22 protein-coding genes are annotated in these 19,363 nt (G+C 66.6%); 9 read left to right on the forward strand and 13 right to left on the reverse strand.

All coding sequences use genetic code 11. The annotated features are described in order from the left end of the window. The first annotated feature begins 27 nt into the window (after positions 1 to 27). On the forward strand, positions 28 to 621 hold the full coding sequence (locus tag JNJ68_RS02645) for a nitroreductase family protein (RefSeq protein ID WP_294978599.1): 594 nt from the start codon (positions 28 to 30) through the stop codon (positions 619 to 621). Here the strand turns inward: JNJ68_RS02645 and JNJ68_RS02650 are convergent. Both JNJ68_RS02650 and guaA read right to left on the reverse strand, forming a co-directional pair. Continuing rightward, complete coding sequence (locus JNJ68_RS02650; protein WP_294978602.1) at positions 618 to 1,034, reverse strand: cupin domain-containing protein; 417 nt, start codon at positions 1,032 to 1,034, stop codon at positions 618 to 620. The genes JNJ68_RS02645 and JNJ68_RS02650 overlap by 4 nt on opposite strands. A 3-nt stretch (positions 1,035 to 1,037) precedes the next feature. Further along, entirely contained in the window at positions 1,038 to 2,612 is a 1,575-nt protein-coding gene (gene guaA, locus JNJ68_RS02655) for a glutamine-hydrolyzing GMP synthase (RefSeq protein WP_294978605.1), read from the reverse strand. A 177-nt stretch (positions 2,613 to 2,789) separates the two neighbouring features. Between guaA and JNJ68_RS02660 the strand changes: the two genes are divergently transcribed. Beyond that, positions 2,790 to 4,331 (forward strand): trimethylamine methyltransferase family protein, encoded by a 1,542-nt coding sequence (locus tag JNJ68_RS02660; protein WP_294978607.1) that lies wholly within the window; start codon positions 2,790 to 2,792, stop codon positions 4,329 to 4,331. Between the two features lie 69 nt (positions 4,332 to 4,400). On the opposite strand, the gene JNJ68_RS02665 is transcribed toward JNJ68_RS02660, so the two are convergent. Next, entirely contained in the window at positions 4,401 to 4,685 is a 285-nt protein-coding gene (locus JNJ68_RS02665) for a DUF6477 family protein (protein WP_294978610.1), read from the reverse strand. Between the two features lie 222 nt (positions 4,686 to 4,907). On the opposite strand from JNJ68_RS02665, the gene JNJ68_RS02670 reads away from it, so the two are divergent. Then, positions 4,908 to 6,035 (forward strand): DUF6456 domain-containing protein, encoded by a 1,128-nt coding sequence (locus JNJ68_RS02670; protein ID WP_294978613.1) that lies wholly within the window; start codon positions 4,908 to 4,910, stop codon positions 6,033 to 6,035. Here the strand turns inward: JNJ68_RS02670 and JNJ68_RS02675 are convergent. Both JNJ68_RS02675 and JNJ68_RS02680 read right to left on the reverse strand, forming a co-directional pair. Next, on the reverse strand, positions 6,032 to 6,604 hold the full coding sequence (locus tag JNJ68_RS02675) for a hypothetical protein (protein ID WP_294978616.1): 573 nt from the start codon (positions 6,602 to 6,604) through the stop codon (positions 6,032 to 6,034). The genes JNJ68_RS02670 and JNJ68_RS02675 overlap by 4 nt on opposite strands. Before the next feature lie 156 nt (positions 6,605 to 6,760). Beyond that, a complete protein-coding gene (locus JNJ68_RS02680; protein WP_294978619.1) occupies positions 6,761 to 7,444 on the reverse strand; it encodes an aquaporin in 684 nt (227 codons plus the stop codon). A gap of 126 nt (positions 7,445 to 7,570) precedes the next feature. On the opposite strand from JNJ68_RS02680, the gene lipA reads away from it, so the two are divergent. Then, on the forward strand, positions 7,571 to 8,515 hold the full coding sequence (gene lipA, locus JNJ68_RS02685; protein ID WP_294978621.1) for a lipoyl synthase: 945 nt from the start codon (positions 7,571 to 7,573) through the stop codon (positions 8,513 to 8,515). A gap of 56 nt (positions 8,516 to 8,571) precedes the next feature. Here the strand turns inward: lipA and JNJ68_RS02690 are convergent, their stop codons facing one another. From JNJ68_RS02690 to hpt, 5 genes are all read right to left on the reverse strand, one after another. Next, positions 8,572 to 9,462, reverse strand: a complete 891-nt coding sequence (locus tag JNJ68_RS02690; protein WP_294978624.1) for a porin — start codon at positions 9,460 to 9,462, stop codon at positions 8,572 to 8,574. A gap of 192 nt (positions 9,463 to 9,654) precedes the next feature. Beyond that, on the reverse strand, positions 9,655 to 10,119 hold the full coding sequence (locus tag JNJ68_RS02695) for a cytochrome c (RefSeq protein ID WP_294978627.1): 465 nt from the start codon (positions 10,117 to 10,119) through the stop codon (positions 9,655 to 9,657). A gap of 144 nt (positions 10,120 to 10,263) precedes the next feature. After that, positions 10,264 to 11,151, reverse strand: coding sequence for a cytochrome c (locus tag JNJ68_RS02700; RefSeq protein ID WP_294978629.1), 888 nt, complete (start codon positions 11,149 to 11,151; stop codon positions 10,264 to 10,266). Positions 11,152 to 11,209: 58 nt separating this feature from the next. Next, positions 11,210 to 11,386, reverse strand: a complete 177-nt coding sequence (locus tag JNJ68_RS02705) for a hypothetical protein (protein ID WP_294978631.1) — start codon at positions 11,384 to 11,386, stop codon at positions 11,210 to 11,212. Continuing rightward, positions 11,383 to 11,928, reverse strand: coding sequence for a hypoxanthine phosphoribosyltransferase (gene hpt, locus JNJ68_RS02710; RefSeq protein WP_294978633.1), 546 nt, complete (start codon positions 11,926 to 11,928; stop codon positions 11,383 to 11,385). Before hpt ends, JNJ68_RS02705 begins: the two co-directional genes overlap by 4 nt. Before the next feature lie 121 nt (positions 11,929 to 12,049). Between hpt and JNJ68_RS02715 the strand changes: the two genes are divergently transcribed. Continuing rightward, complete coding sequence (locus tag JNJ68_RS02715; protein ID WP_294978636.1) at positions 12,050 to 12,508, forward strand: type II toxin-antitoxin system RatA family toxin; 459 nt, start codon at positions 12,050 to 12,052, stop codon at positions 12,506 to 12,508. Between the two features lie 57 nt (positions 12,509 to 12,565). Then, positions 12,566 to 13,432, forward strand: a complete 867-nt coding sequence (locus JNJ68_RS02720) for a PHB depolymerase family esterase (protein WP_294978639.1) — start codon at positions 12,566 to 12,568, stop codon at positions 13,430 to 13,432. A gap of 3 nt (positions 13,433 to 13,435) precedes the next feature. Here JNJ68_RS02720 and JNJ68_RS02725 read toward each other — a convergent pair whose 3' ends face one another. The 3 genes from JNJ68_RS02725 to JNJ68_RS02735 all read right to left on the reverse strand — a co-directional run bounded on the left by JNJ68_RS02725 (position 13,436) and on the right by JNJ68_RS02735 (position 15,708). Further along, positions 13,436 to 13,912 (reverse strand): nicotinamide-nucleotide amidohydrolase family protein, encoded by a 477-nt coding sequence (locus JNJ68_RS02725; RefSeq protein ID WP_294978642.1) that lies wholly within the window; start codon positions 13,910 to 13,912, stop codon positions 13,436 to 13,438. Then, a complete protein-coding gene (locus tag JNJ68_RS02730; RefSeq protein ID WP_294978645.1) occupies positions 13,900 to 14,460 on the reverse strand; it encodes a phosphatidylglycerophosphatase A in 561 nt (186 codons plus the stop codon). Before JNJ68_RS02730 ends, JNJ68_RS02725 begins: the two co-directional genes overlap by 13 nt. 129 nt (positions 14,461 to 14,589) lie before the next feature. Further along, the gene (locus tag JNJ68_RS02735) at positions 14,590 to 15,708 is read right to left on the reverse strand and encodes a bifunctional 2-C-methyl-D-erythritol 4-phosphate cytidylyltransferase/2-C-methyl-D-erythritol 2,4-cyclodiphosphate synthase (protein ID WP_294978648.1); all 1,119 of its coding nucleotides are present in this window, start codon (positions 15,706 to 15,708) and stop codon (positions 14,590 to 14,592) included. 177 nt (positions 15,709 to 15,885) lie between these two features. Between JNJ68_RS02735 and dusB the strand changes: the two genes are divergently transcribed. The 3 genes from dusB to JNJ68_RS02750 are packed head-to-tail and all read left to right on the forward strand — an operon-like array spanning position 15,886 to position 19,319. Further along, positions 15,886 to 16,863, forward strand: coding sequence for a tRNA dihydrouridine synthase DusB (gene dusB / locus JNJ68_RS02740; RefSeq protein WP_294978651.1), 978 nt, complete (start codon positions 15,886 to 15,888; stop codon positions 16,861 to 16,863). Then, positions 16,860 to 17,954, forward strand: a complete 1,095-nt coding sequence (locus JNJ68_RS02745) for an ATP-binding protein (protein WP_294978654.1) — start codon at positions 16,860 to 16,862, stop codon at positions 17,952 to 17,954. Before dusB ends, JNJ68_RS02745 begins: the two co-directional genes overlap by 4 nt. Continuing rightward, entirely contained in the window at positions 17,955 to 19,319 is a 1,365-nt protein-coding gene (locus JNJ68_RS02750) for a response regulator (protein WP_294978657.1), read from the forward strand. The last annotated feature ends 44 nt before the right edge of the window (positions 19,320 to 19,363 follow it).

Consider the following 19,363-nt stretch of genomic DNA (forward strand, 5'->3'; position numbering starts at 1 on the left):
GTCGGCTGCAGCAGGAAAGGAAGCCGCATGAGCCTCGATCAAGCCACCGGGCGCCAGACCGACCACCCGGTCGCCCCCGAGTTTCCGGCGCGCTGGTCGCCGAGGTCCTTCACCGACCGGGAGCTGTCGGAGGGCGAGGTCATGTCTCTGCTGGAGGCCGCTCGCTGGGCGCCATCGGCATCGAACCACCAGCCCTGGCGGCTGGTCTGGACGCGCCGGGGCGAGGCGGGATTTGCGGCGATCGCGGACACGCTAACCGGCAACAACCCGCTCTGGGCCGGGAAGGCGGCGGTGCTGTTCGCGGTGGCCTCGAAGGATACGGTGCTGAACCGCGAAGGGGCGGAGGTTGCGAACCACACGGCGGGCTTCGACACCGGCGCGGCCTGGATGAGCCTTGCGCTACAGGCACAGACAATGGGGCTGTTCGCGCATGCCATGGGCGGGTTTGACAAGGACCGGCTGGCGGCTGCGGTGGGTCTTCCGGACAGCCACACGCTGCACTGCGTTGTGGCAGTGGGCGAGCAGGGGCCAGCCAAGGCGCTGCCCGATCATCTGCGCGAGCGGGAGAAGCCGAGCGGGCGGAAGCCGGTCAGTGAATTCTCGGTCCACGGGCGGTTCTAGCCCGCCGGATTCTCCGGTTCCGCAAGATAGTCATGGTCGGCGACGGGGCCTTCCCAGTCGACCGTGCTGCCGTTCAGCGCCGCATGCACCGCGATATGGGTCATGGCGGCATCCGGCGCGGAGCCGTGCCAGTGCCGCTCGCCCGCAGCGAACCAGACCACGTCGCCGGGCAGAAGCTCGACCACCGGGCCGCCGTCTGACTGCGCCCGGCCACGGCCTTCGGTGATGATGAGAAGCTGGCCCAGCGGATGCGTGTGCCAGTTGGTCCGGGCACCGGGCTGGAAGGTCACCATGGCCGATCCGGGACGCCCCGGCGGCTCGGCCCCGATCACGGGGTCCATGCGGACGCTTCCGGTGAACCATTGCTCCTGGCCCTGGACGGCTGAGCGGCTGCCCTTGCGGTGAAGCTCCATCACCTACTCCAGTTCGATGGTCCCCGGCGGCTTCGAGGTGCAGTCGTAGAAGACCCGGTTCACGCCCTTGACTTCGTTGATGATCCTTGTGGCGGTTTCGCCCAGGAAATCATGGGTGAAAGGATAGTAGTCGGCGGTCATCCCGTCCACGCTGGTAACGGCGCGGAGGGCCAAGGCGTAGTCATAGGTCCGCCCGTCGCCCATCACGCCCACGGTGCGCATCGGCAGGATGGCGGCGAAGGCCTGCCAGATCTCATCATAGAGCCCGTGCTTGCGGATCTGGTCGATGTAGACCGCATCGGCCCGGCGCAGGATGTCGAGCTTCTCGCGGGTGATCTCTCCCGGGCAGCGGATGGCGAGGCCGGGGCCGGGGAAGGGGTGGCGGCCGATGAAGCTTTGCGGCAGGCCGAGTTCCCGGCCGAGCGCACGGACCTCGTCCTTGAAAAGCTCGCGCAGGGGTTCCACCAGTTTCAGGCCCATCTTCGCAGGGAGTCCGCCGACGTTGTGGTGGCTCTTGATGGTGACGGAAGGTCCGCCGGAGAAGCTGACGCTTTCGATCACGTCGGGGTAGAGGGTGCCTTGGGCGAGGAATTTTGCCCCGCCGACCTCGTTCGCGTGCTTCTGGAACACGTCGATGAAGAGCTTGCCGATGGTCTTGCGCTTGACCTCGGGGTCGGAGACGCCCTCCAGCGCGCCGAGGAAGAGGTCGCTTTCGTCGGCATGGATCAGCGGCATGTTGTAATGGTCGCGGAACATGGTGACGACCTGTTCGGCCTCGCCCAGCCGCAGAAGCCCGTGGTCGACAAAGACGCAGGTCAGCTGGTCGCCGATGGCTTCGTGGATCAGCACCGCCGCGACGGAGGAGTCCACTCCGCCCGACAACCCGCAGATCACCTTGGCGTCGCCGACCTGCTCCCTGATCTTGCGGATCGCCTCCTCGCGATAGGCGCCCATCGTCCAGTCGCCCTTGAAGCCCGCGAGCTTGACGAAATTCTCGTAAAGCTGGGCGCCTTTCGGGGTGTGGTGGACCTCCGGGTGGAACTGGACGGCGTAGAAATGCCGCGCGGGGTCGGCGGTGATGGCGAAGGGGGCGTTGTGCGAGGTGCCGTAGACCTGGAAGCCGGGGGCGAGCTTCGACACATGGTCGCCGTGCGACATCCAGACCTGTTCCTGTGCCTGCGGACCGGCTTCGGGCGGGAACCAGCCGGCGAGGATCGGGTGGGTCAGGTCGGTGGGGGTGACGAAGGCCTTGCCGAACTCTGCCGTGCCGTGGCCGCCTTCGACATGCCCGCCCAAGGCATGCATCATCACCTGCTGGCCGTAGCAGATGCCGAGGATCGGGACCCCCAGGTCGAAGACCCCGGCGGGGGGCATCGGGGCATTGTCCCAGTAGACGCTGGCCGGTCCACCAGAGAAGATCACCGCCTTCGGCGCGAAGGCTTTCAGGAAAGCCTCGTCCACGCGGTTGTAGGGGTGGATTTCGCAGTAGACGTTCAGCTCGCGCAGGCGGCGCGCGATCAGCTGCGTCACCTGGGACCCGAAGTCGATGATGAGGAGGCGGTCGTGTGTCTGGCTCATGCGCCCGATTAGGCCGGGACGGGCGCGAGCGCAAGATATCGCGCGCGTCCGGTCGGCTGCGCGATGTCGTTTGCGACGGGTATGCATGTCGGTTTTGGAAAGGATTGGACGGTTTCGAGGGGCGGTCCGCAGCGGTTTGGCGGCATAAGGGCGGCAGACAATTCCCGGAGGTGGACCATGAACGAAGTTGCAGGGCGCAGGTCGCGCAGTGGTGGGGGAGCCAGCCGCCGGGCGGAACGCACCGCGATCAGCTTCGAGACCGCGCGTTACATCCAGCGCAACATCCCGAACTTCGAGATCCTGAACGAGGAAGCGCTGCAGATCATCGAGGCCAACGCCGAAACGGTGCTGGAAGAGATCGGCGTCAACTTCGTCGAGAACCCCGATGCCCTGCGCCGCTGGCGCGAGGCAGGCGCCGACGTGAAGGGCGAGCGGGTGCACATTCCCCGCGGGCTGGCCCGGAAACTGGTCTCGACCGCGCCGAAGACCTTCACCCAGCACGCGCGGAACCCCGAGCGCAACGTCGAGATCGGCGGTCGCAATCTGGTGCTGGCTCCGGTCTACGGCCCGCCCTTCGTGCGCGACATGGAAGGCGGTCGCCGTTATGCCACGCTGGAGGATTTCCGGAACTTCGTGAAGCTCGGCTATATGTCCAAGTGGCTGCACCATTCCGGCGGCACGGTCTGCGAGCCGACGGACATTCCGGTGAACAAGCGCCACCTCGACATGCTGCTCGCGCATATGACGCTGTCGGACAAGCCGTTCATGGGGTCGGTGACCGAGCCCTCCCGCGCCGCGGATTCGGTGGCGATGGCGAAGATCCTGTTCGGCAATGATTTCGTCGACCAGAACACGGTGATGACCAGCCTCATCAACATCAACTCGCCGATGACCTTCGACGGCATCATGATGGGCGCGCTGGAGGTCTATGCGGCCAACAACCAGGCCAGCATTGTCTCGCCCTTCATCGTCGGTGGCGCGATGGCGCCGGTGACGGTGGCGGGGACGCTGACGCAGGTGCTGGCGGAAATCCTGGCCGGGGTCAGCTATTCGCAACTGGTCCGTCCGGGCTCGCCGGTCATCGCCGGGGCCTTCGTCACGTCCATCGACATGAACTCGGGCGCGCCGACCTTCGGGACGCCGGAAGCGGCGCATATCACCTATGGCGCGGGCCAGCTGGTGCGGCGGCTGGGGCTGCCCTACCGCTCGGGCGGGTCGTTCTGCGGCTCGAAGCTGCCCGATGCGCAGGCGGCCTATGAGACCGCGAACAGCCTGAACATGGCGCTGCTGGCGGGGGTGAACTTCATGCTCCATGCCTGCGGCTGGCTGGAGGGCGGGCTGGTCTCCTCCTACGAGAAATTCGTGATGGACGCCGACCAGCTCGGTACGCTGCATCACCTGGCGCAGGGGGTCAGCATCGACACCAACGGCCAGGCAATGGACGCGATCCGCGAAGTCGGTCCCGGCGGCCACTACCTTGGCTGTGCCCATACACAGGCAAACTTCAAGTCGGCCTTCTGGCGGTCGGACCTCCTTGACTACAAGCCGTTCGAGACCTGGGCCGAGGAAGGGTCGCGCGACACCCAGACCCTTGCCAACGAACGGGTCCGCAAGCAGTTGGGTGACTACCAGGCCCCGGACATGGACCCCGGCACCCGCGAGGCACTGGACGCCTTCGTCGCCACCCGCAAGGCGGAAATGCCGGACGCCTTCATCTGAGGCCGCAGGGCGTGAGCAAAGACGGGAAGGGGGCGGTCGAGCCGCCCCCTTTTCGTTTGCGCAGGCATGTCAGGCCAGACCGCCCCGGCGCAGGAACTGCGCTTCGGCCAGAAGCGCGATCAGCACCTCGATATGCCGCGCCACGGAATAGGCAGCATCGCCCGTGATCCGTGTCGCCTCCAGCCGGGCCTCGACCGACATCAGCGAACTGACCGTGTCCTCGGGCGAGGTTGGCCCCTCGACATAGCGGCGCAGGTCGCGCTCACGCCGATACTCCGCCAGTCCGAACCGCGCGGCGCGCATCAGGAGCCGCGGGCGGCGCAGGGTTTCAAGCATGGTGCGGCAGTCGGTCATCGGATTCTCCATTCTAGATGGCCGCATCCTGCGCCACTACAACCCTACGTTGCGTACCAATCGGTTTGAGCGTTCGGTAGTTACCGAAGGGTTTAAGGATTCTGTCGAATTGTTGGAGTCGGTCGTGAGCTTAACGATCGAGTAACCAATTCTACCTTAGGTTGTTCAGTCCAAGGCTGGACCTGTTGCAGCCCCGGGGTGGACAAGGACGGGACGACTGAATTGCCTGAATTGACTGTTGCCAGCCTGCCAGACTGGCTTCCCGCCGCCGTGCGCCACTATCTCGACCATACCGAAGAGGGAACATCGCTAAGGGAACTTGCGCGGCGCGAAGGAATTCACGCCTCGACGGTTCTGCGGCAGGTGCGCCGGTTCGAGAACCGTCGCGATGACCCGCTGATGGACGAGGCGCTGTCGGCCATCACCCGTATCGCGCTGCGCGCCCCTGCAGACCCAGCCCAGAAGGATGACCAGCCCATGTCCGTCCACCCGCGTCTTCAGGCCCCGGCGGCCCAGCCGGAAATCTGCGATGAACAGGCGCTGCTGCGCGAGGGGATGCGTGTCCTGCGCCGCCTGGCGGAGCCCGGTGCCGTGATGGCCATCGCGCCCGATCTTGAAAGGGCAGCGGTGATCCGTGACCTTCCGGACGGCAAGAGCCTGCGGACGGCGGTGCTGGAACGCGCGGTTGCCCATGCCTTCGTGCTGAAGGACTGGGTGACCTGCCGCAAGCCGGGCCGCGTTTCGACCTACGAGATCACCTCGGCGGGCCGGGCCGCGCTCAAGCGGATGGTGGACGAGGAGGACCGCCGCCGTCATGGCCTGTCCGAGGCGGCGGCACCCTTCGGCGAGCAGCACCGGGTCTGGGGCGAACGCGAGGTGATGGATGACAGCGGCCCGCGCAGGGTGCGCTACAACCTTGCGGAAAGCCCGGTGGCGCTGCTTGGCCGCAGGCGCGACCGCGACGGCAAGCCCTTCCTGGAACCCGAGCTGGTTGCCGCTGCGGAACGCCTGCGCGAGGATTTCGAACTGGCGCAGATGGGCCCGCGCGTGGCGCAGAACTGGGACCGGTTCCTGACCCCGGGCGACCGCGGCGGGTTCCAGCCCGACAGCGGCTTGGGCGAGGGACCTTCGTCGGCCCGGGGCCGGGTGGCGGTGGCGCTGCGCGACCTGGGGCCGGGGCTTGGCGATGTGGCCCTGCGCTGCTGCTGTTTCCTCGAAGGGCTGGAGGTCGCCGAAAAGCGCATGGGCTGGGCGGCGCGGTCGGGCAAGATCGTGCTGCGCATCGCGCTGATGCGGCTCTGGCGGCACTACGAGGAAACCTATGGCAAGTCCGGTCCGCTGATCGGCTAGGCGCCCATGCCGCGTGCGATCAGCACCACCGAGATCGCCGCCAGCCAGACCGAGGCCAGCCGCCGCAGCAGTGGGATTGCTCGCGGCTGGCCCGATCCGCCTTTCCGCAGCGCCGCGCCAAGTCCGGCCCAGAAGATTGCCACGGCGACAACCAGAGTCGTGAAGATCGCAAGGTTGGCCGCAATCCGGTCGGGAGAGGGCAGGAGCACCAGGCCGAAGATCAGCGCCTTGGGGTTCAGCGCGGTGGTCACGAACAGGGCGCTGCCCCCGACCGACATTCCATCGCCCGCGACCTCCGGCATCTGCCACAGCTTCACCGCCAGCACCGCCACCCAGAGCGCCGCCGCCAGCGTTACCGCTGTGCGCAGGGCATCGTGATCGGCAAAGAGCGTCGCGCCCATCACGGCCAGCGGCAGGACGGTCACGAGATAGCCGGAAAGCTCGGCCGGAACCAGCCGCAGCGCGCCCGGCCAGCCCCGCTCGCCCCCGGCGAGAAGGACCAGCGAATTCGTCGGCCCCGGCGTCAGGAGCAGGGCCAGCACGGCAAGGGTCAGCTCGGTAAGGGACATCGTCGCCTCGGTTGTTGGCGGTCTGATGTCAGCTTGACCGCGGCGCGGCCTTGATCCCTGTCAAACCCGAACGGACAATCGAAAGGGGGGTGCCGCATGGGCACCCCCCTCTCTCCCGGGACTTCCCCGTCCCCGGATCGCGCACCGTTGAGGGTGTCAGGCGGCGCGCGTGATTCCCATCCGATGCACGAGGCCCGCGACCGCGCCACCCGCAAGCGGCGCCACGATGAAGACCCAGAGGTCGGCCATCGCCTTGCCGCCGACGAACAGCGCCGGGCCGAAGGACCGTGCCGGGTTGACCGAAACGCCGGTCACGTTGATCCCGACAAGGTGGATGCCGGTCAGCGTCAGTCCGATGGCCAGGCCGGCCAGAGCCACGGGCGAGTCGGCCTGCGTCACGCCGAGGATCACCGTCACGAAGACGAAGGTCATGACAAACTCGAACACCAAGGCCGAACCAAGTGCGTACTCCCCCAGATATCCAGGACCGTAGCCGTTCTGAGCCAGACCGTTGGTCGCCAGATCATAACCCGCCTGGCCGGAGGCGATCAGATACACAAGACCGGCGCCTAGCACCGCGCCGACCACTTGTGCGGCGACATAGTTCACCAGCGTCGCGACCGGCATCCGCCCCGCAACGAAAGCGCCCAGGCTTACTGCCGGGTTCAGATGCGCGCCGGTGATCGGCCCCAGGCCGTAGGCCGCCGCGACGATTGAAAGCCCGAAGGCAAGGGCGATGCCCATCATGCCTATATGCGCGCCCATCAGCACCGCTGCACCGCAGCCGAACAGGACAAGGATCGCGGTGCCGATCATCTCGGCAATAAAGAATTTGACCATCGGATTCTCCATGGATTTTGCGCATCCCGCATGGGGACGCGGCAATTCGACAAGGGTTCGGTACGTTGCCTTGGGGGCAAAACCGGCTTATCTGGGGTTTAGCCACTGGGTCAGGGGGAAAATTCCGTGCGCGACCTCAAGCTTCCCGAAGAACGGCACCCGGAAAAGGCGCATCGCCCGGACAACGCCCAGCCGAAGAAACCGTCCTGGATCCGGGTCAAGGCGCCGACCTCGGAAGGCTACAAGAAGACCCGCGACATCCTGCGCGAGAAGAAGCTGGTTACGGTCTGCGAGGAAGCGGGCTGCCCGAACGTCGGCGAATGCTGGGCGCAGGGCCATGCCACCATGATGATCATGGGCGAAATCTGCACCCGCGGCTGCACCTTCTGCAACGTGGCGACCGGCAAACCCAATACGCTTGATGCCTTCGAGCCCGGTCGGGTGGCCCATGCGGTCTCCGAGCTTGGCCTGGCCCATGTCGTCGTCACCTCGGTCGACCGCGACGATCTTGACGATGGCGGGGCCGAGCACTTCGCCCAGACCATCCGCGCGATCCGTCACCGCAGCCCCGCGACGACCATCGAGGTGCTGACGCCCGACTTTCTGAAATGTCCGCCCTCGGCGCTGGAGAAGGTGGTCGAGGCGCGCCCCGACGTCTTCAACCACAACCTTGAAACCGTGCCCGGCCTCTACCATGAGGTCCGGCCCGGCGCCCGCTACTTCCATTCCCTGCGCCTGTTGCAACGGGTCAAGGAGCTGGACCCGACAATGTTCACCAAGTCCGGCATCATGGTTGGCCTTGGCGAGACCCGGCAGGCGGTGCTGCAGGTGATGGACGACATGCGGTCGGCAGATGTCGATTTCCTGACCATCGGCCAGTATCTGCAACCGACGCCCAAGCATCACCGGGTCGACCGTTTCGTCACTCCCGAAGAATTCAAGGCCTACGAGGCGGCGGCCTGGAGCAAGCGGTTCCTGATGGTCTCGGCCACGCCGCTCACGCGCTCCAGCTACCACGCCGGCGACGATTTCGACCGGATGCGCGCGGCGCGGCAGGCGGGCCTGGGCTGATCGAAACGAAAAGGGCCGCACAGTGGCGGCCCTTTCGTCAGACATGACGGCTGGCCTCAGAACTTGAAGCCGACGCCGATGTCATAGATCTCGTCCGAGCCGCCGATCTTGCTGCCGCCGCCCTCGATGAACAGGCCGTTGTCCATCCCGTAGGTCGCCGACAGCGAATAGATGTCGCTCGCGTCCTGGATCATCATCGCATCCCCGCGCAGCGTCAGCGAGGGCATCACGTCGAAGCTGCCGTAAAGCCGCAGGCTGCGGGTGGCGTCCGTCAGATCCAGCTGCGACAGCGCCGCGCCGAAGGCGAAGCGGTCGGCGTCATGGAAGGCGCCGATCTGCATCAGCGTCGCATTCGGACCTTCGGTTTCGGCGAATTCGCCGGTGATGAAGAAGGTGGTCTCTCCGGTCTGGTAGCGCATGATCCCTTCCAGGATCTCGACATTGTCGCCGTCGTTCAGGTGGTGGTAGCCCGCGCCGAACGTCAGGTTGCCGGTGTCCTGCTTCCAGGTGATGCCCGGCGTGATGCCATTGTCCGACGCGCTGGCGATCGAGGTGATCGGGCCGCGCAGGAAGCTCGTCTCCAGGTCGAGAACCCGCGAGGACGAGAATTTCGGCATCACGGCCAGCGTATCGACCAGCGGGCGCGGGGCGCCGACGGCGAACTCGCCCGCCCCGGTCGACAGGACCAGAGCCGCCCAGACGTTGGTAAGGTCATCGCTGGTGCCGTCGCCGTCCAGGTATGTCGTGTCGACCGAGGCGTCGAAGCCCAGAAGGCCGCCCGACCGCCAGCTCATTCCCACGTCGCCGTCGAAGGCCCAGAGATGAGAGTCTGCGTCAAGATATTCCAGCTTCACCGCGCCGCCGAAGGAGAGGCCGTTGCCCCCATCCTGCGCGGCGGCGGGAAGCGAAGTCAGCGCGACAAGCGCGGGGATCATAAATCTGGTCATGGGAAGTTTCCGTTCTGCTCGTGTTTTTTGTCACCATACAGCAAGTTTTCGGAACAGGAAAGCGATAGTGATCAATATCTTGTATGGTTGCCTATATGTTGAGAGCAGGTCCGCCCGACCCTTCGCAGGGCAATGGATGTGAAACGGGCAGGGAAAACCCTGCCCGCCACCGACTTCCACTCGCTACCAACCCTATTCTTCCGGCTGGCGATAGGCCTTGTGGCAGGCTGCACAGGCGCCGCCGATGCCCTCCATCCCGGTTTTCAGACTGGCAAGGTCGGTGCTTGCCGCGGTCTGGAACGCCGCCGCCGCCGTGTTGAGATCGGCGATCTTGGTCAGGAAGTCGTCCTGCTTCTCCCAGATGGCGGGCAGGGCGAAGCTGTCGGTCGCCTTCTGGTACTCCGAGCCTGCCGGGAACTGGTCCATGCTCAGCACCGAGGCGATGGCCACAATATTCGCCGCCGCCTTGCCTGCCACCGCCGCGTCGTATGGCGCTTCTTCCTTGGCCATTGCGCCGACCTTGCCCAGTTCCGACGCCATTTGCAGCATCAGGCCGTGCCGTATCTCGACGGTATCGGCGAAGGGGTCCTCGTCCTCTGCAAACGCGCCCGAGGCGAGTGCGGCACCGGCCGCTACAATCATCAATACGAGTCTCATTGGTCTCTCCCTGCATGAGGTGCGGCGAGACAACCCCGGGCAGAAGAGCACCTGCAATAGAACTGATGTAGTATGCGGGTGGCTTATCCCTTTGGTTTACGGCAGATTCCCGCAAACCCGGCCTGCATTTCGGCAGTTCGTTGCCTATTCCACGCTCGGCACTGCCAGGATGTATTCGGCGACGGCCTGCCGGTCGCTCTCCGGCAGCCGTGCCATGTTCTCGACCACATGCGCCATGTGCCCGCCCACGCTGTCGAAGTCTGGCGTGAAGCCCGTGGTCAGATACTGCACGATGTCCGCCGCAGACCAGGCCAGCTTGCCTGGCGTGATGTTCGGAATACGCCCGTCACCCGAGGGGTTCGGCGCGCCACCCAGCCAACGGGTCGTGTCCATGCCGCCCAGCAGGTTGCGCGGCGTGTGGCATTCGCCGCAATGCGCCATGGCCTCGGCGATATAGCGGCCGCGTGTGGCGGTAGGGGTCAGGTTCCCCGGAAGCGCCCAGTTCTTCGAGAGGAACAGAAGCTTCCAGACCCCGATCGAGTCGCGGATGTTGAACGGGAAGCCCAGTTCATGCGGCTGGCTTGGCGTCGGATCTGCCGGCAGGGTCTTCAGAAAGGCGTAAAGGTCGGCCACGTCCTGCATCTCCATCTTGGCATAGGACGCATAGGGCAGGGCGGGGTAATAGTGCTCGCCCTTCGGGCTGACCCCCCGGGTGATCGCGTTGGCGAGGTCCAGAAGCGTCCAGCTGCCGATGCCGTGCTCGACGTCCTGGCTGATGTTCGGGGCGATGAAGGTGCCGAAGTCCGAGGGGAACCTCTGCCCTCCGGACAAGACCAACTCGGCCTCTCCCTTGGCCTCTGCCGCCATGTGGCAGGAGGCGCAGCCCGCCGCCCAGAAGACCTGTTCGCCGTGCACCGCATCGCCGGTCAACTCTGCCACCGCCGCGGCCGCGAGCGGCTTCGGTCGGGCCATGAGGTAAACCCCACCCGCTGCGGCCAGCCCCAGGACGATCAGCCAGCGCATGATCCGCATCGCTCTTCTCCGTTTTCAACCTGGCGGCGAACCTAACTGACCTCCCGCCTGCGTCCAATCACGGTTTCTGGCGCAGGCGGTCGACCGTCATCCAGTCCGGCCAGCCGATGAAATGCTCGACGCCTGCGATCACCAGGCAGATCGCGATCACCGCGAAGACCAGCTTGACCCGCCCCGCCGAGGGCGGGTTCTGTGCCCAACGCTTCGCACGCAGCAGCCAGTGCAGCTGGTTCATCCCGCCTCCGTGAACCGCACCTTGCCGATGAAGGGCAGGTTGCGGTTCCTTTGCGCGAAGTCGATGCCGTAGCCCACCACGAATTCGTCCGGGATCTCGAACCCGGTCCAGTCGGCCTTGACCGACACTTCCCGGCGCGAGGGCTTGTCCAGCAAAGCGCAGACCTTCAGCCGCTTCGGCTCGCGCGCCTTGAGCAGATGGATCACATGGTGCAGGGTGAATCCCGTATCCACGATATCCTCGACCAGCAGCACGTCGCGCCCCGCGATCTCACCCCGCAGGTCCTTCAGGATGCGGACCTCGCGGCTGGAATGCATGGAATCGCCATAGCTGGAGGCCTCAAGGAAATCCACCTCGACCGGCAGGTCGATCTCGCGGACAAGGTCGGCGATAAAGACGAAGGACCCGCGCAGAAGGCCCACCACCACCAGCTTGTCGCAGCCCTGGAAATGCGCCGTGATCTCGCGCGCCAGCGCCTCGACCCGCGCCGCGATGGATTTGGCGCTGATCATCTGATCGATCACATAGGGGCGGTCGGGCATGGTCTGATCCGGTTGTTGCGCCCCCTTCCTAGCGCCCAAAGCCACAGTTGGCGAGGCGTGACATCGCCCCCTGCTTGATCTTGGCCACGCGCCGGGCCACATCTCGGGTCAAAGGACCACGATGCCGACCCATTCCGAGACCAAGCGCCTGCCCTATACCGCCCGCCAGATGTACGATCTGGTGGCCGATGTCGCCTCCTATCCGCAGTTCCTGCCCTGGAACTCTGCCGCCCGCATCCGCTCTCGCACCCCCGTCGAGGACGGCGGCGAGGTGATGGAGGCAGACCTGGTGATCAGCTTCAAGGTCTTCCGCGAACGCTTCGGCAGCCGGGTGACGCTCTGGCCCGAGGCAATGAAGATCGACACCGAATATCTCGACGGTCCCTTCCGGCACATGCGCTCGAACTGGGCCTTCCGTGATAGTCCCGGGGGGTGCGAGGTCGATTTCCACGTCGATTTCGAATTCCGCAACGCCATCCTGCAAGGCATCATCGGCGTGGTGTTCAATGACGCCATGCACCGCATCGTCCGCGCCTTCGAGCGCCGTGCGGCGGAACTGTACGGGCCGGGGCCATCTTGACGCGACGGAAACCGCCGGTGCGGGCGTGAAAGCCTTCACATCCGGCCGGAGGTTTCCATGCGCATGCTTGCCATCCTGATCGCCCTGCTTCTGTCCCAACCGCTGTCCGCCGAAACCGTCCGCCTCGGCGACCGCTGGTACAGGATCGACCTGCCGGCCAACCCGAAGGGTGCGCCCCTGATCCTTGCGCTGCATGGCGGTGGAGGCGATCCCGACCAGTTCGCCAAGGCCTCGGGCCTCGCCCGCGCCGCCACCCGCGCCGGGTTCGCCGTGGCCTTCCCGGCCGGCAGCGGGCGGCGGGGCGAGCGCCTTCTCACCTGGAACGGCGGCTACTGCTGCGGTTCAGCAGCGCGGAAAGGGGTCGACGACATCGGCTTCCTGAAAGCGGTAATCGCGGACGCCGCCTCCCGCTTCGGCACCAACGGCTCCGGCGTCTACCTGACCGGCATGTCGAACGGCTCGATCCTCGCCGAGACCTTCGCCGCACGGAACCCCGGCCTCGTCCGCGCCGTCGCGGGGGTATCCGGCACGATGGACACAAGCCGCACCCGCGTGCAGGGCAAGGTCCCGGCGCTGATCATCCACGGCACTGCCGACCCGATGGTTCCTTACGACGGCGGGGTAGGGGACAGCAGCCTCACCCGCACCGACTTCGCCTCGGTCGATTCCGTGGTGCAGGCCTTTCTCGCGCCCTGGGGCGGGGTCCTGGCCAAGACCCCCCGCACCATCGACAGCAAGGACGACGGCACCTCGGTGATCGTCACCGACTACCAGAAACGCGGCCGCGTGGTCCTGCGCCTGATGACGGTCGAGGGCGGCGCGCATCACTGGCCGGGCGGCCGCAAGGCAAGGCTGCACGAAGGCAAGACGCAGGAGATCGACGCCAACACCGAAATCCTGCGTTTCTTCAAGGCGAACGGCTGATGGTCACTCCATCGCCTGAGCCAGCATCTCCAGCGCGCGGTGCATCGCGGCCTCGCGCACTTTCGCCCGGCCGCGCGCGCCGAATTCCACCGTCTCCACCCGCGTCGCCCGGCCCTTGCGCGCGACGCCGAAGCAGACCCGGCCCTCGGGCTTGTGCTCCGACCCGCCCGGCCCGGCGATCCCGGTGATCGACACCGCGATATCGGCGCGCGAATTGGTCAGCGCGCCCTCCGCCATCTCGCGCGCGACCTCTTCCGACACCGCGCCATGGGCCTCCAGCGTCTCGGCCCTGACGCCCAGCAGTTCCATCTTCGCCTCGTTGGAATAGGTGACGAAGCCGCGCTCGAAGACGTCCGAGGACCCCGCCACCTCGGTCAGCGCCGCCGCCACCATGCCCCCGGTGCAGCTTTCCGCCGTGGCGAGCTTGAGGCCCCAATAGCGCGCCCGCGCCAGAAGTTCGGCGACCGCTACCCCAGCCACGGTTGCACCAGGCCATGCCAGGCCCCCGCCAGCGCCACCGAACAAAGCCCGGCGAAAAGCCCGGCCCAGAGGTCATCCAGCATCACCCCCGCCGCATCGCCCCGCCGGTCGGCGCGACCCACCAGCCAGGGCTTCCAGATGTCAAAGAGGCGGAACAGCAGGAACGGTACCACCCAGCCCGGCCAGGCCCCGGTCAGCAGGTCCGGCACCTGATGTCGCCAGAGCGGGATCACGGTGAAAGAGAGCGCCAAGAGCTGCCCGGCCACCTCGTCGATCACCACTTCCGAGGGGTCCTCGCCCCCCGTCGCCCGCAGGTAGCCCGGCACGGCCCAGAACCCCGCCAGCGTCGCCAGAACGAAGCCCACAGGCACCGCCAGCGCCCAGCCCGCCTGATAGGCCGCGACGGCCAGCGCTACCGTGATCGCGCTGGCCCAGGTGCCGGAGGCCGGACGCAGGAACCCCGCACCGAAGAAGGTGGCTATATGACCAGCTAAGCCAACATTTGTTACCTTAGGTTCTGCGATTGAATTGATGCCTGTCAGTTGCATAAATCTTCTGATCAGTTTGGACCTGAACAGCCGATCTTTCAGCACCCTATGATTGGCGATTGTCCATAGAGTCACGGCAATAGTGGCTCCAATCACAACGCCGCTTATAACAAGGTCGACCAATTTCGGCTACTCCCGCACCAGCGTCGCCGTAGCCAGGGCCGCGATGCCCTCCTCGCGCCCGGTGAAGCCCAGCCGTTCCGACGTTGTCGCCTTGATCGACACCCGCCCCACATCCACCCCCATGATCCGCGCCAGTTCCGCTTGCATATCAGCGGCATGCGGGCCGATCTTCGGGCGCTCGCAGACCAGCGTCACATCGCAGTTCGCCAGTTTGTAACCCCGCGCCGCGGCCAGCCCGATGGCATGGCTCAGGAAGATATGGCTTGCCGCCCCCTTCCACTGCGGGTCAGAGGGCGGGAAGTGCCGCCCGATATCCCCTTCCGCAAGCGCACCATAGATCGCATCGGTCAGCGCATGCATCCCCACATCGGCGTCGGAATGCCCCAGCAGCCCCCGCGAATGCGGCACCTTCACTCCGCAGAGCCAGACATGATCCCCCTCGCAGAAGGCATGCACGTCATAGCCGTTGCCCAAGCGCACATCCATCTCGCGCCCTTTCAGGATCGCCTCGGCCCGGGCGAAATCGCCCGGATACGTCAGCTTCAGGTTGCTCTCCTCGCCCTCGACGATCGCCACGTCAAGCCCCGCCGCCCGCGCCACCTCCACATCGTCCAACGCCCCGCCCGGATGGGCCAGATGCGCTGCGAGGATGGGAGCGAAACGGAAAGCCTGCGGAGTCTGCGCCCGGTAAAGCCCGGCCCGGTCCACCGTGCCCGCGACCAGGCCATCCGCGCCCCGCCACAGCGCATCCGTCACCGGCAGGGCAGGGGCCGCGCCGTCATGTTCCTCCAGCGCCGCCACCAGCCGCCCGATCAGCGCGGGCGAGACGAGGGGCCGCGCGCCGTCATGGATCAAGACCGCCTCGATCCCCATCCCCTCCAGCGCCTGCAACCCGGCCAGGACCGAGGCCCCCCGCGTCGCGCCGCCTTCGACCAGCGGAACCCCCAGGGCTTCGGCCCGCGTCCGGTCCTCCGGGTGGATCACCAGCAGCACCCGCATCCCGGCAAAGGCCGCCAACGTATGCGCCAGCACCGGTTTGCCCTGAAGCAGCTGCCATTGCTTCGGCACCCCGCCGCCCATGCGGCTGCCGCGACCGGCGGCGACGATGATCACGGCTGTCTGCATGGCACCTTCCTTCGCCCCTGCCTAATCCAGCCCGACCTGCATGACAATCTGGCGCTTGCGGCCCCTGATTGCCCAAAATTTGTGCATCGCATGTTTTTCAGTCATAATCCCCCCGCGCTGCCTTGGAGCGACCCTCGCCACAGGCTAGCCCTTGATCAAACGCACAAGGACAAGGCTTTGCCCGTTCCCCTCGGCCCGCTGTCGCTGACCCCTCCGGTCTTCCTGGCCCCCTTGGCCGGAATCACCGACCTGCCATACCGCCGCCTCGTCGCCCGCTTCGGCGCGGGGCTGGTGGTCAGCGAGATGGTGGCCAGCGCCGAGGTCGTCCGCGCGCAACCCGAGGCGCGGGCGCGGGCCGAACTCGGGTTCGGCGAACAGGCGACTTCGGTCCAACTGGCTGGTCGCGATCCATACTGGATGGCCGAGGGCGCCCGCTTCGTCGAAGGGCAGGGCGCGAAGATCATCGACATCAACATGGGCTGCCCCTCGAAGCGCGTGACGACCGGCCTCTGCGGCTCGGCGCTTCTGCGCGACCTCGACCTCGCGCTGACCCTGATCGAGGCGGTGGTGAAGGCGGTCAGGGTCCCCGTCACGCTGAAGACCCGCCTCGGCTGGGACGACACGCTGCACAACGCGCCGGACCTCGCCCGCCGGGCGGAAGGTGCAGGCGTGCGACTGATCACCATCCACGGCCGCACCCGCTGCCAGTTCTACAAGGGCCATGCCGACTGGGCGGCGATCCGCGCGGTGAAGGAGGCCGTCACCATCCCCGTCATCGCCAACGGCGACATCACCGACACCGCCGCGGCCCGCGAAGCCCTGCGCCAAAGCGGCGCCGATGGCGTGATGATCGGTCGCGGCGCCCAAGGCGCGCCCTGGAAACTGGCCCAGGTCGCCCACGACATTTACGGCACCCCCGCCCCACACATCCCCGAAGGCGGCGCGCTTGGCCGGATGATCCTCGACCACTATGACGACATGCTCACCTTCTATGGCCGCGAGTTGGGCCTGCGCATGGCAAGGAAGCACCTCGGCTGGTATCTGGACGAAGCGGGCCTGCCCCATGCGCGCGACCCCATCCTCACCTCCACCGACCCGGCGGAGGTGATCCAGCTCATCGAACAGGCCTTCGCGGAACTGGAGCTTGCCGCATGACCCCCTACCGCGCGCCCTATCCGGTGCCGGGGGTGATCTGGGCCTCGCTGCCCTTCCCGACGCTCCTCATCGACCAGGCCGCCACGATCCTCGAAGCCAACCCCGCCGCCGAGACCTTCCTCAACACCTCGCAGAAGGCCTTGCGCGGCCAGCCCGTCTTCGACCGCCTCGCCATCGAGGCCCCGATGGAAGAGGCGCTGACCCGCGTCCGCGCCAACCAGTCACCCTTGAACATCAACGACGTCGACGTGACCACCGGCGACCGCCCGCCCCTGCAATGCACCGTCCATCTCGCGCCGATGCACGACAACCCCGACATCGTCATGCTGATCCTTTCCCCACGCGAACTGGCCGACCGTCTGGGCCGCTCGATGGGCGCGAAGACCGCCGCCCGCTCTGCCATCGGCATGGCCGAGATGCTGGCGCATGAGATCAAGAACCCGCTCGCCGGAATTTCCGGCGCGGCGCAGCTCCTCAGCATGAACCTCACCCCCGAGGATCAAGAGCTGACCGACCTCATCGTCGAGGAAACCCGCCGCATCGTGAAGCTTCTGGAACAGGTGGAGCAGTTCGGCAACCTGCGCCCGCCTGACCGCAAGCCGGTGAACATCCACGACGCGCTGGACCGTGCCCGCCGCTCGGCCCTGGTGGGCTTCGCCGCGCACATGACCATCGTAGAAGACTACGACCCCTCGCTGCCCCCCACCTTCGCCGACAGCGACCAGCTGATGCAGGTCTTCCTCAACCTGATCAAGAACGCCGCCGAGGCCTGCAGGCAGGGCGGCACGATCCGGCTTCACACCTTCTACGACCTCAGCTTGCGCCTGCGCCGCAAGGACGGGGCCTCCGCCGCGCTTCCGCTGCAGATTGAGATCATCGACGACGGCCCCGGCATCCCGCCGGAGATCGCCGCCAACATCTTCGAGCCCTTCGTCTCGGGCCGCGAGAACGGCACCGGCCTCGGCCTTGCGCTGGTCTCGAAGATCATCACCGACCACGAGGGCTGGATCACCGTCGATTCCGCCCCCGGCCGCACTGTGTTCCGCGTCTCGCTTCCCATGGCGCCGCGCGAGAAGAAGGAGACCCGCTAGATGGATGGCACCATCCTCGTCGCCGACGACGACCGCACGATCCGCACCGTCCTGACCCAGGCGCTGACCCGCGCGGGCTGCAAGGTCCATGCGACCTCCAGCCTGATGACCCTGATGCGCTGGGTCGAGGAGGGGAAGGGCGATCTGGTGATCAGCGACGTGATCATGCCCGACGGCAACGGCCTCGATGCCCTGCCGCGAATATCGAAGATGCGCCCCGGCCTACCGGTGATCGTGATCTCCGCCCAGAACACCATCATGACCGCGATTCAGGCGGCAGAGGCCGAGGCTTTCGACTACCTCCCCAAACCCTTCGACCTGCCCGACCTGATGAAGCGCTCCGCCAAGGCCCTGGACCAGAAGCGTCATGCGGCCCGGGTCGTGCTGCCTGCGCGCGAGGCCGGGGACGACCTGCCGCTGGTCGGCCGGACCCCCGCGATGCAGGCGCTTTACCGTCTTGTCGCGCGCGTGATGAACACCGAGCTTGCCGTCCTGATCACCGGCGAATCCGGCACCGGCAAGTCGCTCATCGCCCGTGCGATCCATGATTTCTCCGACCGCCGCACGCTCCCGTTCATCGTCGCGCAAGGCCCCGACCTGCAAGGCATCGACGGCCCCGCCACGCTCCTCTCCAGGGCGCGGGGCGGCTCCATCGTCTTCGACGAGGTCGCCGATTACGACGCCGACACCCAGGCCCGGGTTGTCCGCATGCTGGACATGCTGGGCGACAAGGCCCCCCGCGTCATGGCGACCAGCCAGACCGACCTCGCCGCCCGGATGGAGGCCGGCCAGTTCCGGCAGGACCTCTACTACCGCCTCGGCGGCGTCACCCTGCATGTCCCGAGCTTGCGCGAACGGGTCGAGGACATTCCGCTTCTCGCCGAACATTTCCTCGCCAAGGGTGAGCGCGACCTCGGCACTGTCCGCCGCCTGTCGCCGGGGGCCTCTGACCTGATCCGTGCCTGGCCCTGGCCCGGCAACGTGCGCCAGCTGGAAAACACGATCCGCCGCCTTCTTGTCACCGCCACGGAAACCGACATCGCCAAGGCAGAGGTGGAGCAGGTTCTCGGCCAGCAGCCCAGCCCCGAACCGCTGGCGGGCGTGGGCGAGGGCGACAAGCTTTCCGCCTCCGTCGCCCGGCACCTGAAGCGCTACTTCGACCTGCACGGCGGCCAGCTGCCGCCCCCCGGCGTCTATCAGCGCATCCTGCGCGAGGTCGAACTGCCGCTGATCGAGATCGCGCTCGACGCCACCGCCGGGAACCAGGCGAAATGCGCCGATCTTCTTGGCATCAACCGCAACACGCTGCGCAAGAAGATCACCGATCTCGACATCCGCGTGACCCGTCGCCGAAAGTTGATGTAAGCGCGCAACGGCCGATTGTGTCTTTTCGGTTTCACCCCGACACA

Source organism: Tabrizicola sp. (assembly GCF_016793705.1).
GTDB lineage: Bacteria > Pseudomonadota > Alphaproteobacteria > Rhodobacterales > Rhodobacteraceae > Tabrizicola.

What these genes read in the sequence shown, in the direction of transcription:
- JNJ68_RS02645 (WP_294978599.1), top strand. Translation starts at nt 28, where the DNA reads ATGAGCCTCGATCAAGCCACCGGGCGCCAGACCGACCACCCGGTCGCC.
- JNJ68_RS02650 (WP_294978602.1), bottom strand. Translation starts at nt 1,034, where the DNA reads ATGGAGCTTCACCGCAAGGGCAGCCGCTCAGCCGTCCAGGGCCAGGAG.
- guaA (WP_294978605.1), bottom strand. Translation starts at nt 2,612, where the DNA reads ATGAGCCAGACACACGACCGCCTCCTCATCATCGACTTCGGGTCCCAG.
- JNJ68_RS02660 (WP_294978607.1), top strand. Translation starts at nt 2,790, where the DNA reads ATGAACGAAGTTGCAGGGCGCAGGTCGCGCAGTGGTGGGGGAGCCAGC.
- JNJ68_RS02665 (WP_294978610.1), bottom strand. Translation starts at nt 4,685, where the DNA reads ATGACCGACTGCCGCACCATGCTTGAAACCCTGCGCCGCCCGCGGCTC.
- JNJ68_RS02675 (WP_294978616.1), bottom strand. Translation starts at nt 6,604, where the DNA reads ATGTCCCTTACCGAGCTGACCCTTGCCGTGCTGGCCCTGCTCCTGACG.
- JNJ68_RS02680 (WP_294978619.1), bottom strand. Translation starts at nt 7,444, where the DNA reads ATGGTCAAATTCTTTATTGCCGAGATGATCGGCACCGCGATCCTTGTC.
- JNJ68_RS02690 (WP_294978624.1), bottom strand. Translation starts at nt 9,462, where the DNA reads ATGACCAGATTTATGATCCCCGCGCTTGTCGCGCTGACTTCGCTTCCC.
- JNJ68_RS02695 (WP_294978627.1), bottom strand. Translation starts at nt 10,119, where the DNA reads ATGAGACTCGTATTGATGATTGTAGCGGCCGGTGCCGCACTCGCCTCG.
- JNJ68_RS02700 (WP_294978629.1), bottom strand. Translation starts at nt 11,151, where the DNA reads ATGCGGATCATGCGCTGGCTGATCGTCCTGGGGCTGGCCGCAGCGGGT.
- JNJ68_RS02705 (WP_294978631.1), bottom strand. Translation starts at nt 11,386, where the DNA reads ATGAACCAGCTGCACTGGCTGCTGCGTGCGAAGCGTTGGGCACAGAAC.
- hpt (WP_294978633.1), bottom strand. Translation starts at nt 11,928, where the DNA reads ATGCCCGACCGCCCCTATGTGATCGATCAGATGATCAGCGCCAAATCC.
- JNJ68_RS02715 (WP_294978636.1), top strand. Translation starts at nt 12,050, where the DNA reads ATGCCGACCCATTCCGAGACCAAGCGCCTGCCCTATACCGCCCGCCAG.
- JNJ68_RS02720 (WP_294978639.1), top strand. Translation starts at nt 12,566, where the DNA reads ATGCGCATGCTTGCCATCCTGATCGCCCTGCTTCTGTCCCAACCGCTG.
- JNJ68_RS02730 (WP_294978645.1), bottom strand. Translation starts at nt 14,460, where the DNA reads ATGCAACTGACAGGCATCAATTCAATCGCAGAACCTAAGGTAACAAAT.
- JNJ68_RS02735 (WP_294978648.1), bottom strand. Translation starts at nt 15,708, where the DNA reads ATGCAGACAGCCGTGATCATCGTCGCCGCCGGTCGCGGCAGCCGCATG.
- JNJ68_RS02745 (WP_294978654.1), top strand. Translation starts at nt 16,860, where the DNA reads ATGACCCCCTACCGCGCGCCCTATCCGGTGCCGGGGGTGATCTGGGCC.
- JNJ68_RS02750 (WP_294978657.1), top strand. Translation starts at nt 17,955, where the DNA reads ATGGATGGCACCATCCTCGTCGCCGACGACGACCGCACGATCCGCACC.